The organism is Saccharopolyspora sp. MMCC62, assembly GCF_057736575.1.
Genome location: NZ_JBYKCM010000001.1, coordinates 204951 through 220297, shown reverse-complemented (window position 1 = coordinate 220297; position 15347 = coordinate 204951). Strand labels below are relative to the sequence as shown.

Below are 15347 nucleotides of genomic sequence, written 5' to 3'. Positions count from 1 at the left end.
ATCGGCTCCCCGCGTCGCACAGCCGTACCTTGGATGAAACTTGTTCTAGTTCTAGCCGGAAGAGCGGTCCGTCCGCAAGCGTTCACCCCCGCGGCAGGCCGAGGACCCGCTCGGCCGCGACCGTGCGCAGCACCTGCGTGGTGCCCCCGGCGATGCTCAGGCAGCGGCTGAGCAGGAACTCCCGCGCCGGTCCCGCCGCGGCGCCGTCGGCCGCCGCGCCCTCCGGCCCGAGCAGCTCCAGCGCGGTCTCCGCGACCTGCTGGCGATGCCGCACCCCGACGAGCTTCTCCACGCTCGCCTGCGCGCCGGGATCGCGTCCTTCCAGGCTCAGCAGCGTCGCCCGCAGCCGCAGCAGCGACACCGACAGGCCTTCCGCCACCCGCGCCCCGACCTGGTCGAGGCAGGGCTCGTCGGCCGCGCGCGCCACCGCCAGCAGCGCCTCCACGTCCGCGCCCAGCGCGGAACCGCCGCCCATCGCGACCCGCTCGTTGGACAGGGTGGTGCGCGCCAGCCGCCAGCCCTGGCCGGGCTCGCCCACCACCTGCTCGTCGGGCACGAACACGCCGTCCAGGAACACCTCGTTGAACACCGACTCGCCGGTGATCTCCCGCAAGGGGCGCACGTCGATGCCGTCGGCGGCCATGTCCACCAGGAAGTAGGTGATGCCGCGGTGCTTCGGCGCGTCCGGATCGGTGCGGGCCAGGCAGATCGCCCAGTGCGCCTCGCGGGCCATCGAGGTCCACACCTTCTGCCCGTGCAGCCGCCAGCCGCCCGGCACCCGTTCGGCACGGGTGCGCAGCCCGGCCAGGTCGGACCCGGCCTCGGGTTCGCTGAACAGCTGGCACCAGGTGATCTCGCCGAGCGCGGTGGGCCGCACGAACCGCTCCCGCTGCGCGTCCGTGCCGTGTTCGAGCAGCGTCGGCACCGCCCAGCCACCGATCACCAGATCCGGGCGGACGACTCCGGCGGCACGCAGCTCCTCGTCGATCAGGAGTTGGAGCCCGGGCCCGGCGGCGAGGCCGTGCGGGCGGGGCCAGTGCGGGGCGAGGTACCCGGTGTCGACCAGCCGCGCCCGCAGCGCACCGGCCGGGGTGCGCGCGAGTTCTCCGGCGGTGGCGCGGACTTCCGCGCGCCGCTCCCGCACGTCCGCGGGCAGGTCGCCGCCGACGCCGAGGGTGCGGCGGGCACCGGAGAGGGCGAGTTCGGCGGTGCGCGCCCGCCACCCGCCGCCGAGCCACTGCCGCAGCGCCACCGCGCGCCGCAGGTGCAGGTGCGCGTCGTGCTCCCAGGTGAAGCCGACGCCGCCGAGCACCTGCACGCAGTCCTTCGCGGCGTCCACCGCGGCGTCCAGCGCGACCGCCCCGGCCGCGGCGGCCGCGAGCGGGTGCTGGCCGGAGTCCTCGTCGAGCGCGCGCGCCGCGTCCCAGGCGAGCGCGGCGATCTGCTCGGCGCGGCACAGCATCTCGGCGCACAGGTGCTTGACGGCCTGGAAGCTCCCGATCACCCGGCCGAACTGCTCGCGGGTGCCCGCGTGCGCCACCGCCGCGCGCAGGCACCACCCGGCGACCCCGGAGGCCTCGGCGGCCGCGAGGGTCACCAGCACGTCGCGGACCCGCGCCGTGTCCAGCGCGGGCAGCAGCGCGTCGGGCCCGACCTCGACCGCGGCGAGCTCGATCCGGCCCAGCGAGCGGGAGAAGTCCAGCGCGCGGCGCGGCTCGATCCGGGCGCGGTCCGCGTCGAGCAGGAACCACGCGTCCCGCCCGTCCGGACCGCGCGCGGCGAGCAGCAGGTGCGCCGCGTCCGGTGCGGACGGCACCGGATCGACCACTCCGGACACGAGCAGTCCGCCGCCCGGACCCCCTTCGGCGACCAGCCGTCCGGACCCGGCCGCGACGGCCACCGGAGCCTTCCCCGCGGCCACTTCCGGGAGCACGGCGGGGAGATCTCCACCGCGGCCGAGCAGCACGCCGGCCGCGCAGGTCGAGGAGATCGGCCCGGGCGGCAGCGCTTCGGCCACCGCTTCGAGGGCCGCCGCCAGGTCGGCGACGCCGCCGCCCGCGCCACCGGCGCGTTCCGGCACGGCGATGGCGAACACCCCCAGCTCGGCCAGCTCGGCCCAGGACCGGCCCGGCGCCCACCGGGTGTCGGGTTCCTCGCGGGACCGCACTTCGCCGGTGCCGTCGAGCCGGTCGGCCCACGCCCGGATCGAGTCCTGCACGTCGCGTTGCAAGTCGGTGCTCGCGATCGGCATCGCGCCCTCCCACGCCGAGGAACCATTGGTAGAACACGTTCTACCTGATTCGGGGTGTTCCTGCGTAGGCTCGGCGGGACAGCCGGACCCGAAAGGACTCACGTGACACCGACCGCCGCGACCGACACCCCCAGCCTGCCGCCCGAACTCGCGGCGAAGGCCGAGCGGGCGATCGGCTTCATGCCCGCCGACGAAGGGCTCGCGCTGCACCGCGCCGCCCTCGACTTCCTCGGCACCGGGCTGGCCGTCGAGGTCGGGTCCTACTGCGGGAAGTCGACGATCTACCTGGGCGCGGCGGCCCGCGCCACCGGCGGCCGCATCGTCACCGTCGACCACCACCGCGGTTCCGAGGAGCACCAGCCCGGCTGGGAGTACCACGACCCGGACCTGGTCGACCCGCAGGTCGGCAAGCTCGACACGCTCGGGGTGTTCCGCCGCACGATCGCCGACGCGGGGCTGGAGGACGAGGTGGTCGCGGTCGTCGGCAGCTCCCGCACCACCTCGTCGTTCTGGCGCAGCCCGCTGAACCTGCTGTTCGTCGACGGCGGGCACACCGACGACGCGGCGAACACCGACTTCGAAGGCTGGGCGCCGTGGGTCGTCCCCGGCGGGGCGCTGGTCATCCACGACGTGTTCCCGGACCCGGCCGACGGCGGGCAGGCGCCGTACCGGATCTACCGGCGCGCGATCGACGGCGGGAACTTCCGGGAGGTCCGCCAGGTCGGCTCGCTGCGCGTGCTGGAACGCATCACGGGCGAAACCGGCACCCTCTGACCCCGCTCCCACACCAGGTGAATGGCCCATCGGACCGGTGAGACCGGTCGAATGGGCCATTCACCTGCTAGTCGGTGACCAGTTCGGAGAGCCGCTCGGGGCAGCCGCAGGCGTCGTCGACCGGGCGCGCGCCCGCGGGCGGGCCGGGGCGGGCGGTGTGGAAGATCGCGGCGCCCGGGGTCGCGCGGCACAGCGCGTCCGCGGCCAGCACCACCGCCGCCCCCGTCCACGTGGTGCGCTCCACCGGCCACCGCTTGCCGTCGGAGTAGACCAGGCCGGTCCAGTACGAACCGTCCTCCTCGCGCAGGTGCTGCATCGCGGCCAGCGCCTGCACCGCCAGCTCCCGCCGCCCCAGCAGTTCCAGGCTCAGCACCAGCTCGCAGGTCTCCGCGCCGGTCACCCACGGGTTGTCGTCCACGCACCGCACGCCGAGCCCGTCGACGAAGAAGTCCGACCAGCGCCGCATGATCCGGTCGTGGCCGGTGGCGTCGCGCAGCGGCCCGCCCAGGACCGGGTAGTACCAGTCCATCGCGTAGCGGTCCTTCGCCGCGAACGCCTCCGGGTGGTGGCGCAGCGCGTGCGCCAGCCGCTCCAGCGCCACCTCCCAGTCCGGCTGCGCGACGCCGAGGTGCTCGGCCAGCGCCAGCGCGCACACCAGGCTGTGGTGGATGCTGGCGCTGCCCGCCAGCAGCGCCTCCCCCGCGACCTCGCCGCCGGTGCCCCGCGCCCAGGCGACCTCGCCGCGGACCTGCTGCAGGCCCAGCACGAAGTCGATCGCCCGCCGCACCACCGGCCACATCCGCTCGGCGAACCCGTCGTCGCCGGTCGTGCTGACGTGGTGCCAGACGCCGACCGCCGGGTAGGCGCAGAAGTTGCTGTCCGACGCGGCGTCCTCCACCGCGCCGTCCCGCACCTGCAGCGGCCACGAACCGTCCGCGCGCTGCGTCGCCCGCAACCACTCGTAGGCGCGTTCCGCCTCGGCGGTCAGCCCGGCCGCCGACAGGGCCATCGCCGACTCCACGTGGTCCCACGGGTCCACGTGCCCGCCGGGGAACCACGGCACCGCGCCGGAGCGCAGCTGCACCGCGGCGATGGACCGCGCGGTCTCCCGCACCTGCGGCGCGGAGATCACCCCGTCGACGGCCGGCAGGTCAGGCACCCACGACCCCCGGCTTGTACAGGTACACCGCCAGGCTCTTGCCGAGCACCGGGTTCAGCGCGGACTCGACGGTCCGGGTCAGCCACGGCTTCTGCATCAGGTCCCACACCAGCAGCTTGTGGTAGAGCTTCGGCAGCGGGTGGTCCCCGTTGTCCACGCCCACCGCGCACTTGAGCCACCAGTACGGCGAGTGCAGCGCGTGCGCGTGGTGGTGGTGCACCTCGCGCAGCCCGGCCTCCCGCAACCGGCCGATCAACTGCTCGCGCCGGTAGATGCGCACGTGCCCGCCCTCGACCTGGTGGTACTCGTCGGACAGCGCCCAGCAGATCCGCTCCGGCCACTGCCGCGGGACCGTCACCACGACCCGGCCGCCGGGACGCACCACGCGCACCAGTTCGCGCATGGCCTTCTCGTCCTCCGGGATGTGCTCCATGATCTCGGAGGCGATGACCTGGTCGAAGTGGTCGTCCGGGAACGGCAGGCCGAGCGCGTCCCCGCTGACCGTCGTCGCCGACGCCCCCTCCGGCACCTCACCGGCGGCGGCCATCGCGCCGAACATCGTCTCCACCTCGGCGAGCGCCTCGGTGTCCTGGTCGAAGGCCACCACGTTCGCGCCCCGCCGCAGGTATTCGAAGGAGTGCCGTCCGGCACCGCACCCGAGGTCCAGCACCCGCTGACCCGCCCGCACGCCGAGCAGGTCGAAATCCACCGTCAGCACCGCTTGCCCACCATTTCCGCCTCCGCTTCGGCATACCGTTCCGCGGTGGCCGCGGCCACCGACGCCCAGCTGTACTCGCGCAGCACCCGCTGCCTGCCGTTCTCGCCCATCCGGCGCCTGCGCTCCGGGTCGTCCAGCAGCGAGCCGAGCGCCCCGGCGAGCGCTTCGGCGTCCCCGGGCGGCACCAGGTCGGCGCACTCCCCGTCGGGTCCGGCGACCTCCGGGATCGCGCCCGCGCGGCTGGCGACCAGCGGGGTGCCGCAGGACATCGCCTCCACCGTGGGCAGCGAGAAGCCCTCGTAGAGCGAGGGCACGCAGGCGATCTCGGCCGAACCGACCAGCTCGGCGAGCTCCTCGTCGCTGATGCCGCTGACGGTGCGGACCGCGCCGGAGATGTCCAGCTCGTCGATCAGCCGCTCGGTCGGCCCGCCCGGCGTCGGCGAGGCGATGAGAACGAGTTCCACCTCGCGCTCGGTGCGCAGCTTCGCCACCGCCTCCAGCAGCGTGCCGACGCCCTTGAGCGGGGTGTCCGCGCTGGCCATCGCGACGATCCGGCCGGGCACCCGCGGGCGCTGCGGCGGCCGGAACACCTCGTGGTCCACGCCGAGCGGCACCACCCGCAGCCGTCCCGGTTCCACACCGAAGTCCTCGACGATGTCGCGGGCCGAGGACTCCGAGACGGTGAGCAGCTCGGGGATGCGCCGCGCCACCCGGCCCTGCATCCGCAGGAACCCGTACCAGCGGCGCACGCCGAACCGGCGCCAGCCCTCGGCGGCGGCCAGCTCCAGCCTGCGGTCGTGGGTGATCGGGTGGTGCACGGTCGCCACCAGCGGCAACCCGGCGCGGCGCAACCCGAGCAGCCCGTAGCCGAGGCACTGGTTGTCGTGCACCACGTCGAACTCGTCGGCGCGCGCCCGCAGCAGCTTCGCCGCGCGCAGGCTGAACGTGAGCGGTTCCGGGAAGCCCGCCGACCACATGGTGGCGACCTCCAGCACGTCGGTGAGGTCGCGCAGCTCCCGCCAGTGCGGGGTGCGGAACGGGTCGGGTTCCCGGTACAGGTCCAGGCTCGGCACCCGGGTCAGCTCGACGCCCGGGTCCAGGTCCGGGTAGGGCGGACCGGAGAACACCTCGACGCGGTGGCCGAGCGCGACCAGCTCGCGGCTCAGGTTCCGGACGTAGACGCCTTGCCCGCCGCAGTGCGGCTTGCTCCGGTACGACAGCAGCGCTACTCGCACGAATTCACCTCGCAGGGCCGCCGCGGCACGCAACGGGTAGAGTGGAACATGTTCTCATCCAGGCATGCGGCCGGCGCAGCCCCGCCGGGAGGGACGCCGCCCGCGCGGGCGGCGCAGCGAGACCGACGCACGAGAGGACCGACCTCATGAACGCCATGCCGCGACGCGGTGCCGCGAGCAGCGCGGCGAGCCTGCTGGCCGATGACCAGGGCGGTTCGGCGGCGCAGAACGCGCGCCGCAAGCGGATCATCGACGCCACCATCGCCCTCGCCGGGAAGGGCGGCTACGAGGCCGTGCAGATGCGCGCGGTGGCGGAGAAGGCCGACGTGGCGCTGGGAACGCTCTACCGGTACTTCCCGTCGAAGATCCACCTGCTGGTGACCGGCCTGGCCCGCGAGTTCGAGCGTTCGCTGGACCGGCTGGACCGCAGCAAGATCCCCGGCGACACCCCGTACGACCGGGTGCTGCACGTGCTGTCCCGCACGACCCGCACCATGCAGCGCAATCCGCAGCTGACCGAGGCGATGACGCGGGCGTTCATGTTCGCCGACACCTCGGCGGCGACCGAGGTGGACGCCGTCGGCGCGCTGACCGAGTCCCTGTTCAGCGGGGCGATGACCACCGGCGACGAGGAGCCGACCGACGAGCAGCGCGCGATCGCCCGCGTGATCGCGGACGTGTGGCTGTCCAACCTGGTCGCCTGGGTGACCCGCCGCGCCTCGGCCACCGACGTGGCGAACCGGCTGGAGCTCACGGTTCGCCTGCTGCTGCGCTGAATCCGGGCGCGCGCCGTGCCGCCGTCCCATCACGCCTGCCGGTAGCGGTCGACACCGTCCGAAGTGGACCGGTGCAGGCGGCCGCGCTCGACCAGCACGTCCAGGTGCGCCAGGGTCTCGCCGACGGCCAGGATCCGGTTGAACTCGTCCAGCTCGGCGAAGGCCCGCTCCCGGCGCGTCCAGCCGAGCGCGCTCGCGGTCTCGAAACCGGTGGCCGCACCGGCGAGCACCGCGGCCTCCGTCTGGTCGAGGCGGCGCTCGTGGTGGTCGAGGAGTTCGGCGACCCTGGCGTGCGCGCTGCCGGTGACCGGCCCGTGCGCGGGCAGCAGCCGCAGGTCCGGCAGCTCGCCGACCAGCCGCAGCGAGCTCAGGTAGTCGCCGAGCGGCAGCGGGGTGCGAGCGGCCTCCAGGCCGATGGACGGGGTGATGTGCGGCAGCACGTGGTCCCCGGCGAACAGCAGCCCGTTCGCCGCGTCGACGAACACGACGTGCCCGCGGGTGTGGCCGGGGGTCTCCAGCACGCGCAGCGTCCGGGTGCCGACCCGGACCTCGGCGCCGTCCGGCAGCCACTCGTCGGGCTGCTCGTAGTCCTGCTCCGGTCCGCCGCCGTCACCGACCAGCGCGTCGCGGACCATCGTGGCGAGCTCGTCGGCGCCGGCGCGTTCCAGCTTGCCGAGCTGCCGGTCCGCGGTGCCGTCCAGCAGCGCCTCCAGCGAGGGGCGTTCGCCCGCGCCGAGGGCGATGGTGGCGCCGGTCTCGGCGCGCAGCCGCACCGCGAGGGTGTAGTGGTCGCGGTGCAGGTGGGTGACCAGGAACCGGCGCACGTCGCCGATCCCGCGCCCCAGCAGCCCGAGGGCGCTCTCCAGCGCCTCGCGCGCCTCCGGCAGCGCCCACCCGGCGTCGACGAGGGCGAGCCCGTCGCCGTCCTTCAGGGCGTAGACGTTGACCGCGCGCAGACCGTCGCCGGGCATGGGCAGCGGAATCCGGTGCACCCCGGGCGCGACCTCGAACGCACCCGGCTCGATCCACTCGTGCCGCCCGCGCGCCACGTCCACGTCCACCAACCGAACCTCCCGGATCACAACCTCGCCCCTGGCAAGGTAAACGTGAAATGTCCTCAGAAGGTCACGTGCGGTCTAGAACACACCTCCCGGGTGGGGCCCGGAGCGCCGTCCGGCCTGGTTCGACGCCCCGCGGACGGGCGCGCGGACCCGTCCGCACCCGGCCGACCAGCGATGGCCCCACCGAGCAGGAATCCTGACATCGGATCGGTGATCCCCGCCACGTGGCCCCGGCCGCGTCAACCGCCGAGCCGTTCGAGGACGGTGACGTTCGCGGTCCCGCCGCCCTCGCACATCGTCTGCAGGCCGTAGCGCCCACCGGTGCGCTCCAGCTCGCCCAGCAGGGTCGCCATCAGCTTCGTCCCCGTCGCGCCCAGCGGATGCCCCAGCGCGATCGCGCCGCCGTTCGGGTTGACCTTCGCCGGATCCACGTCGATCTCCCGCTGCCAGGCCAGCACCACGCTCGCGAACGCCTCGTTGATCTCCACCACGTCCAGGTCGGCAGCGGACAGCCCCGCCCGGCGCAGCGCGTGCCGGGTCGCCTCGATCGGCGCGGACAGCATCAGCACCGGATCGTCGCCGCGAACGCTCAGGTGGTGGATCCGGGCCCGCGCGCGCCAGCCGTGCGCGGCCACCGCCCGTTCCGAGGCGACCAGCAGCGCCGAGGCGCCGTCGGAGAGCTGGCTGGACACCCCGGCGGTGAGCAGCCCGTCCGGCCGCAGCGGCGCGAGCGCGGCCAGCTTCTCCGGCCCGGTGTCCCGGCGCGGCCCCTCGTCCCGCTCGACCCCGGCGACCGGCACCAGCTCGGCGTCGAAGCGGCCCTCGTCGATCGCGGTGATCGCCCGCCGGTGGCTGCGCAGCGCGAACTCCTCCATCTCCTCCCGCGTGACGCCCCAGCGGCGCGCGATGAGCTCGGCGCCCCGGAACTGGGTCACCTCGGCGTCGCCGTAGCGCCGCTGCCAGCCGTGCGAGCCCGAATCCGGTCCGTAGGCCACCGGGAAGTCCAGCCCCTCCGCGGCGCGCAGCGCGCTGCCGATCGGGATGGCACTCATGTTCGCCACCCCGCCCGCCACCACCACGTCCGCGGTGCCGCTGAGCACGGCCTGCGCGGCGAAGTGCACCGCCTGCTGCGAGGAACCGCACTGCCGGTCGATCGTCACGCCCGGCACGTGCTCCGGGAAGCCCGCGGCGAGCCAGCCGGTGCGGGCGATGTTGCCCGCCTGCGCGCCGACCGCGTCCACGCAGCCCCACAGCACGTCGTCCACCTCGCCGGGGTCGGCACCGGTGCGCCGCACCAGCGCCTGCAGCACGTGCGCGGACAGGTCCGCCGGGTGCACCCCGCTGAGCCCGCCGCCGCGCTTGCCCACCGGGGTCCGCAGCGCGTCGACGATGTACGCCTCGGTCATGTCGCTCCCGTCGTTCCGGCCCTGTTCGGATTCACGCCCCGTACACCGGTTCCGGTGCGGGGTCGCGGCGCAGCAGGTCGTGCACCACCGCGCCGAGTTCCGCCGGATCGCGGCGCCGGCCCGCGTCGTCGCCCGCGCCGTGGCGCCAGCCGGTCATCAGCCGCACCTCGCCGCCCTGCACCTCGAAGACGCGGCCGGTGACGGCGGCCGATTCGGCGCTGCCGAGCCACACCACCAGCGGGGAGACGTTCTCCGGCGCCATCGCGTCGAAGCCGTCCCCGTCCGGGCGGGCCATGTCGGCGGCGAACACCTGCTCGGTCATCCGGGTGCGCGCCGCCGGGGCGATCGCGTTCGCGGTGACGCCGTAGCGGCCGAGCTCGGCGGCCGCGTTCACCGTCAGCGCGGCGATGCCCGCCTTCGCCGCCGCGTAGTTGCCCTGCCCGACGCTGCCGAGCAGGCCCGCGCCGGAGCAGGTGTTCACGATCCGCGCGTCCACCCGCTCCCCCGCCTTCGCCCGGTCCCGCCAGTGCGCGGCGGCGTGCCGCACCGTCGCGGCGTGGCCCTTGAGGTGGACGCGCAGCACCTCGTCCCACTCCTGTTCGGCGAGGTTCACCAGCATCCGGTCCCGCACGAAGCCCGCGTTGTTCACCAGCACGTCCAGCCGCCCGAAGGTCTCCACCGCGCGCGCCACCAGCCGCTCGGCCTGCGCCCAGTCGGCCACGTCGGACCCGTCGGCGACGGCCTCTCCCCCGGCGTCCCGGATCTCCGCGACGACCGCGTCGGCGGCCGCCGCGTCCCCACCGGCGCCGTCGAGCCCGACGCCGATGTCGTTGACCACCACCGACGCGCCCTGGCGGGCGAACTCCAGCGCGTGGGCGCGGCCGAGGCCGCGGGCCGCGCCGGTCACCACGACCACCCTGCCCGCGCAGATTCCCGTCACGGCCACCTCCTGCTCGTCGTCGGACGCCGATCAGCGCGGCGCCTGGAACCGCTCGGCCGGCCGCGCCAGGTTCGGGTGCGGCGCACCGCCGCCGTGCACGGACAGCACGTCCCCGGTCAGGTAGCCCGCCAGCGGTGAGGCGAGGAACGCGCACAGCGCGCCGACCTCCTCCGGTTCCGCCGGGCGGCCCAGCGGAATCCCCTCCGCGAAGCCGGAATCCCGCGCCGTGGCGCCGAAGTGCTCGGCGAAGTTCTCGGTGCTCGCCACCCCGACCGCGACCGCGTTCACCCGCACCGCGGGCGCGAACTCCAGCGCGAGCGTGCGGGTCAGGTTCTCCAGCCCGGCCTTCGCGGCCGCGTAAGCGGCGATGGTGGGCGCGGGCCGCCGCGCCGCCACGCTGCTGATCATGGTGATGGAGCCGCCGGTCTCCCGCAGCACCGGCCACGCCCGCTGGCTGACCAGCAGCGGTGCCAGCAGGTTCAGCTCGACGACCTTCGCGTGGAACCGCGGCGAGGCGGTGGCGGTGTCCGCGGGCGGCGCTCCCCCGGCGTTGTTCACCAGCACGTCGAGCCTGCCCTCCGCGCGCACGATCGCCGCGATCAGCTCGTCCACCTGTTCCGGGTCGCGCACGTCGGCCGTCCGGAACTCGGCCGCCGCCGGCACCTCCGGCGGGTTCCGGGAGCACACCCACACCCGCGCGCCCGCGCGCCGCAGCACCGCCGCGATGCCCGCGCCGATGCCGCGCGTCCCGCCGGTCACCAGCGCGACCCTGCCGGACAGGTCGATCTCGACGCCCATGACACCCCTCCGGAACTCGTTGCGGCTGCGGGGAAATCCGGTGCCGCGTCGCCTCTGGCGGGAACTTCGCGGCGGTTGCTACCGTACCAGGATCAACCTAACAAGTGCTAGGTTCGGTGATGCCATGACAGTCCGAATCCACCGCCACGACAACGGAATCGCGGTGCTGACCGTCGACCACCCACCGGTGAACGCGCTCCCCGCGCGCGGCTGGTTCGAACTCGCCGCCGCCGTCCGCGGGCAAGGCGCCGATCCCGACGTCCGGGTGCTCGTGCTGCGGGCCGAGGGCCGCGGGTTCAACGCGGGCGTGGACATCAAAGAACTCGCCGCCGATCCCGGGCACGACAAGCTGATCGAGGTCAACCGCGGCTGCTACGAGGCCTTCCGCGAGGTCTACGAATGCCCGGTGCCGGTGCTCAGCGCGGTGCACGGGTTCTGCCTGGGCGGCGGCATCGGGCTGGTCGGGAACTCGGACGTGGTGCTGGCGAGCGAGGACGCCTACTTCGGGCTGCCGGAGGTGGACCGGGGCGCGCTCGGCGCCGCCACCCACCTGTCCCGGCTGGTGCCGCCGCACTTCGCGCGCGCCATGTTCTACACCGGGCGCACCGTCTCGGCCCGGCGGCTCGCGGACTTCGGCTCGGTGTGGGACGTCGTCGAACCGGCCCGGCTGCACGCGGCGGCGCTGGAGCTCGCGGGTGAGATCGCGGCGAAGGACCCGCTGGTCATCCGCAAGGCCAAGGAATCGCTCAACGGCATCGACCCGGTCGACGTGCACCGCAGCTACCGGTTCGAGCAGGGCTTCACCTTCGAGCTCAACCTCAGCGGGGTGTCCGACCGGGCGCGGGCGGAGTTCGTGCACGGCGACTCCGAGCGGGGACGGTGAGGGCGGTGCGGGACAAGCTGGTGAGCCCCGACGAGATAGCGGGGCGCCTGCGCAGCGGGATGACCATCGGCATCGGCGGCTGGGGTTCCCGGCGCAAGCCGATGGCGCTGGTGCGGGCGATCCTGCGCACCGAGGTGCGCGATCTGACGCTGGTCTCCTTCGGCGGCCCGGACGTCGGCCTGCTGGCCGCGGCGGGCAGGCTGCGGAAGGTGGTGCACGGGTTCGTGTCGCTGGATTCGATCCCGCTGGACCCGCACTTCCGGGCGGCGCGCCAGCGCGGAGAACCGGCGGTCGCCGAGTACGACGAGGGCATGGTGCTGGCGGGCCTGCGCGCCGCGGCGGCGCGGCTGCCGTTCTTGCCGACCCGCGCCGGGCTCGGCTCCGACGTGCCCGCGCTCAACCCGGAGCTGCGCACGGTGCGCTCCCCCTACCCGGACGGCGAGGAGCTGCTGGCGATGCCCGCGCTGCGGCTGGACGCGGCGCTGGTGCACCTCAACCGCGCCGACCGGCACGGCAACGCCCAGTACCTCGGGCCCGACCCGTACTTCGACGACCTGATGTGCGCCGCCGCCGACCACGGCTACCTCAGCTGCGAACGGGTGGTGCCGACCGGGGAACTGCTGCGGGCCGGGCCGGTGCAGTCGCTGCTGCTGGACCGCACCCACGTGGACGCGGTCGCGGAGACCCCGCGTGGCGCGCACTTCACCTCGTGCGCCCCGGACTACGAGCGGGACGAGGCGTTCCAGCGCCGCTACGCCGCGGCGGCCGCCGACGAGGCGAGCTGGCGGGCGTTCCACGACGAGTTCCTCGCCGGGGACGAACGGTCCTACCAGGCCGCGGTGGACGCGGCGCGGGAGGTGGACGGGTGATGGACGCGACCAGGGCGGAGGTGTGCGCCGTGGCCTGCGCCGACAGCTGGCGCGACGCCGGGGAGGTGCTGGCCTCCCCGTTCGGGCTGATCCCCTCGCTCGGCGCCCGGCTGGCCCGGTTGACCACGGCCCCGGACCTGCTGCTCACCGACGGGGAGGCGGTGCTGCTGGCCGAACCGCCCCCGCTGGGCCGCGAATCCGAGGCGACCATCGCCGAGGGCTGGATGCCGTACCGGCGGGTCCTCGACCTGCTCGCGGGCGGGCGCAGGCGGGTGATGATGGGCGCCACCCAGCTCGACCGGCACGGCAACCAGAACATCTCCCGCATCGGGCCGTGGGAGCGGCCGAAGGTGCAGCTGATCGGGGTGCGCGGGGCGCCGGGCAACAGCGTCAACCACGTCACGAACTACTGGGTGCCGAAGCACGGCGAACGCACCTTCGTGGAACGCGTCGACCTGGTCTGCGGCGTCGGGCACGACCGGGCCACCGGTGCCGCCGGTCGGTTCCACGACGTGCGGGTGGTGGTCACCGACCTGGCGGTGCTCGACTTCGCCGGGCCGGACCGGACGATGCGGCTGCGCTCGGTGCACCCGGGCACGACCGTGCGCGAAGTGCAGGAGCGCACCGGCTTCGAGCTGGACACCTCGGCGGTCGCCGAGACCCGGGTGCCCACGGGCGAGGAGCTGGAGCTGATCCGCGGCAGGCTGGACCCGGACGGGCTGCGGCACCGGGAGGTGCCCGCGTGAGCGCGCCGCGGCTGGACACCGCGCTGTGCCGGTTGACCGGGGTGCGCCATCCGATCGTGCAGACCGGGATGGGCTGGGTCGCCGGGCCGCGGCTCGTGTCGGCCACCGCGGAAGCGGGGGCGCTCGGCATCCTCGCCTCCGCCACCATGAGCCACGAGCGGCTGGCCGCCGCGATCCGGGAGGTCCGGGAGCGCACCGACCGGCCGTTCGGGGTGAATCTGCGCGCCGACGCCGCCGACGCCGAACAACGGGTCGACCTGCTCATCCGCGAACGGGTGCCGGTCGCCTCGTTCGCGCTGCTGCCCGCCGAGCGGCTCGTCGGCAGGCTCAAGGACGCGGGCGTCGTGGTGATCCCCTCCGTCGGCGCGCGCAGGCACGCCGAGAAGGTCGCGGCCTGGGGCGCGGACGCGGTGCTGGTGCAGGGCGGCGAAGGCGGCGGCCACACGGGTCCGGTCGCTACCACCGTGCTGCTGCCGCAGGTGCTGGACGCGGTGGACCTGCCGGTGATCGCCGCGGGCGGGTTCTTCGACGGCCGCGGGCTCGCCGCCGCGCTCTGCTACGGCGCGGCCGGGATCGGGATGGGCACCCGGTTCCTGCTCACCAGCGACAGCCCGGTGCCGGACGAGGTGAAGCGGCGCTACCTCGCCGCGGGCGCGCACGAGGCGCTGGTGACCGAGCGGGTGGACGGGATGCCGCACCGGATGCTGCGCAGCGCGCTCACCGACACCGCCGAATCCCGGTGGCGGCGGCTGCCCGGCGCGCTGCGGCGGGCGGCGGCGTTCAAGGCCGGCAGCGGGCTGACCTGGCGCGCGGTGCTCGCCGAAGGCCGGTCGATGCGGCGCCGCCGCGAGATGCCGTGGAGCGCGGTGCTGCTGGCCGCCAACACGCCCGCGCTGATCGAGGCGGGCCTGGTGCGCGGCGACACCGAGGCCGGCGTGCTGCCCGCCGGGCAGGTGGTGGGCGCGCTCGACGAGCTGCCCGGTTGCGCGGACCTGGTGGCGCGGATCGTCGCGGACGCCGCCCGCGTGCTCGGCGAGACCGCCGCGCGGGTCAGCCCCGCTGCGCCATGATCCCCTCGCACAGCAGCGCCACGTGCTGGTCGGCGATGACCTGCGCGTTGAGCCTGCCCCGCGGGTTGTACCAGTGCACGGTCGTCCACACCGTGTCCCGGATGAACCGGTAGGCGATCTTGACGTGCAGGTCGTCGCGGAACACGCCGTCCTGCTGCCCCTGCTGCAGCACCTTGGTCCAGGTGCGCTCGAAGTCGTTGCCCGCGCGGCGCAGGTAGGCGAACCGGTCGAACTGCGCCAGGTACTTGGCCTCGTTCTGGTAGATCGTCACCGCCGAGCGGTACCGGTCCATGGCCTGGAACGAGCGGCGCACCAGTTCGGTGATGGTGGCGCGCGGGTCGAGGTCCTCGCGCAGCACCTCGGCGTAGAGCTCCTGCTGGTAGCCGAGGAACTCGCGCAGGATCTCGTCGACCATCGACTCCTTGGAGTCGAAGTGGTGGTAGAGGCTGCCGGACAGGATGCCCGCGGCGTCGGCGATCTCGCGGACGGTGGTGACCACGAATCCCCGCCGGGCGAACAGTTCCGCGGCGATCGCGAGCAGTTCCGCCCGCCGCCGCGAGCCGGTCGCCTCCACGGCCGTCCCGGCCGAGCGCTTGCTTCCCACCATGCCGCCATCCTCTCACCACGCCGAGGTCAATGGCCCATTCACCCGTTCTGCTCG

At 74.5% G+C, this 15347-nt stretch carries 15 protein-coding genes; 6 read left to right on the top strand and 9 right to left on the bottom strand.

Translation table 11 applies throughout. The features are described 5' to 3' along the window. Positions 1-82 precede the first annotated feature (82 nt). Positions 83-2251, bottom strand: a complete 2169-nt coding sequence (locus AC29IT_RS01040; RefSeq protein WP_488217496.1) for an acyl-CoA dehydrogenase family protein — start codon at positions 2249-2251, stop codon at positions 83-85. 102 nt (positions 2252-2353) lie between these two features. On the opposite strand from AC29IT_RS01040, the gene AC29IT_RS01035 reads away from it, so the two are divergent. Further along, on the top strand, positions 2354-3025 hold the full coding sequence (locus AC29IT_RS01035; protein ID WP_488217495.1) for a class I SAM-dependent methyltransferase: 672 nt from the start codon (positions 2354-2356) through the stop codon (positions 3023-3025). 67 nt (positions 3026-3092) lie between these two features. Here AC29IT_RS01035 and AC29IT_RS01030 read toward each other — a convergent pair whose 3' ends face one another. The 3 genes from AC29IT_RS01030 to AC29IT_RS01020 are packed head-to-tail and all read right to left on the bottom strand — an operon-like array spanning position 3093 to position 6137. Next, positions 3093-4184, bottom strand: a complete 1092-nt coding sequence (locus AC29IT_RS01030; RefSeq protein WP_488217494.1) for a prenyltransferase — start codon at positions 4182-4184, stop codon at positions 3093-3095. After that, positions 4177-4902, bottom strand: a complete 726-nt coding sequence (locus AC29IT_RS01025) for a class I SAM-dependent methyltransferase (protein ID WP_358445244.1) — start codon at positions 4900-4902, stop codon at positions 4177-4179. Before AC29IT_RS01025 ends, AC29IT_RS01030 begins: the two co-directional genes overlap by 8 nt. Then, positions 4896-6137 carry a glycosyltransferase family 4 protein gene (locus AC29IT_RS01020; RefSeq protein ID WP_488217493.1) on the bottom strand — a complete coding sequence of 414 codons (1242 nt, stop codon included), beginning with the start codon at positions 6135-6137 and terminating at the stop codon, positions 4896-4898. The genes AC29IT_RS01025 and AC29IT_RS01020 overlap by 7 nt, the downstream gene beginning before the upstream one ends. Before the next feature lie 155 nt (positions 6138-6292). On the opposite strand from AC29IT_RS01020, the gene kstR reads away from it, so the two are divergent. Then, positions 6293-6913: a cholesterol catabolism transcriptional regulator KstR gene (gene kstR, locus AC29IT_RS01015; RefSeq protein ID WP_488217901.1), complete on the top strand. Its 621-nt coding sequence runs from the start codon at positions 6293-6295 to the stop codon at positions 6911-6913. A gap of 29 nt (positions 6914-6942) precedes the next feature. Here the strand turns inward: kstR and AC29IT_RS01010 are convergent, their stop codons facing one another. The 4 genes from AC29IT_RS01010 to AC29IT_RS00995 all read right to left on the bottom strand — a co-directional run bounded on the left by AC29IT_RS01010 (position 6943) and on the right by AC29IT_RS00995 (position 11118). Next, positions 6943-7974: an MBL fold metallo-hydrolase gene (locus AC29IT_RS01010; protein WP_488217492.1), complete on the bottom strand. Its 1032-nt coding sequence runs from the start codon at positions 7972-7974 to the stop codon at positions 6943-6945. 239 nt (positions 7975-8213) lie between these two features. After that, the gene (locus AC29IT_RS01005; protein WP_488217491.1) at positions 8214-9380 is read right to left on the bottom strand and encodes an acetyl-CoA C-acetyltransferase; all 1167 of its coding nucleotides are present in this window, start codon (positions 9378-9380) and stop codon (positions 8214-8216) included. A 31-nt stretch (positions 9381-9411) separates the two neighbouring features. Beyond that, positions 9412-10320 (bottom strand): SDR family oxidoreductase, encoded by a 909-nt coding sequence (locus AC29IT_RS01000; RefSeq protein WP_488217490.1) that lies wholly within the window; start codon positions 10318-10320, stop codon positions 9412-9414. A 30-nt stretch (positions 10321-10350) separates the two neighbouring features. Continuing rightward, positions 10351-11118 carry an SDR family oxidoreductase gene (locus tag AC29IT_RS00995; protein WP_488217489.1) on the bottom strand — a complete coding sequence of 256 codons (768 nt, stop codon included), beginning with the start codon at positions 11116-11118 and terminating at the stop codon, positions 10351-10353. Between the two features lie 124 nt (positions 11119-11242). On the opposite strand from AC29IT_RS00995, the gene AC29IT_RS00990 reads away from it, so the two are divergent. The 4 genes from AC29IT_RS00990 to AC29IT_RS00975 are packed head-to-tail and all read left to right on the top strand — an operon-like array spanning position 11243 to position 14686. Next, positions 11243-12001 (top strand): enoyl-CoA hydratase family protein, encoded by a 759-nt coding sequence (locus AC29IT_RS00990; RefSeq protein WP_358445223.1) that lies wholly within the window; start codon positions 11243-11245, stop codon positions 11999-12001. Between the two features lie 5 nt (positions 12002-12006). Next, a complete protein-coding gene (locus tag AC29IT_RS00985) occupies positions 12007-12870 on the top strand; it encodes a CoA transferase subunit A (protein WP_358445220.1) in 864 nt (287 codons plus the stop codon). Continuing rightward, positions 12870-13616 (top strand): CoA-transferase subunit beta, encoded by a 747-nt coding sequence (locus AC29IT_RS00980; RefSeq protein WP_488217488.1) that lies wholly within the window; start codon positions 12870-12872, stop codon positions 13614-13616. Before AC29IT_RS00985 ends, AC29IT_RS00980 begins: the two co-directional genes overlap by 1 nt. Positions 13617-13627: 11 nt before the next feature. Beyond that, on the top strand, positions 13628-14686 hold the full coding sequence (locus AC29IT_RS00975) for an NAD(P)H-dependent flavin oxidoreductase (protein ID WP_358445270.1): 1059 nt from the start codon (positions 13628-13630) through the stop codon (positions 14684-14686). On the opposite strand, the gene AC29IT_RS00970 is transcribed toward AC29IT_RS00975, so the two are convergent. After that, on the bottom strand, positions 14667-15293 hold the full coding sequence (locus tag AC29IT_RS00970) for a TetR/AcrR family transcriptional regulator (protein ID WP_488217487.1): 627 nt from the start codon (positions 15291-15293) through the stop codon (positions 14667-14669). The genes AC29IT_RS00975 and AC29IT_RS00970 overlap by 20 nt on opposite strands. Between the last annotated feature and the right edge of the window lie 54 nt (positions 15294-15347).

Excerpts from the sequence above, each read along its gene's own strand:
- AC29IT_RS01040 (WP_488217496.1), bottom strand. The coding sequence starts at position 2,251 with ATGCCGATCGCGAGCACCGACTTGCAACGCGACGTGCAGGACTCGATC.
- kstR (WP_488217901.1), top strand. The coding sequence starts at position 6,293 with ATGCCGCGACGCGGTGCCGCGAGCAGCGCGGCGAGCCTGCTGGCCGAT.
- AC29IT_RS01005 (WP_488217491.1), bottom strand. The coding sequence starts at position 9,380 with ATGACCGAGGCGTACATCGTCGACGCGCTGCGGACCCCGGTGGGCAAG.
- AC29IT_RS00995 (WP_488217489.1), bottom strand. The coding sequence starts at position 11,118 with ATGGGCGTCGAGATCGACCTGTCCGGCAGGGTCGCGCTGGTGACCGGC.
- AC29IT_RS00990 (WP_358445223.1), top strand. The coding sequence starts at position 11,243 with ATGACAGTCCGAATCCACCGCCACGACAACGGAATCGCGGTGCTGACC.
- AC29IT_RS00980 (WP_488217488.1), top strand. The coding sequence starts at position 12,870 with ATGGACGCGACCAGGGCGGAGGTGTGCGCCGTGGCCTGCGCCGACAGC.
- AC29IT_RS00970 (WP_488217487.1), bottom strand. The coding sequence starts at position 15,293 with ATGGTGGGAAGCAAGCGCTCGGCCGGGACGGCCGTGGAGGCGACCGGC.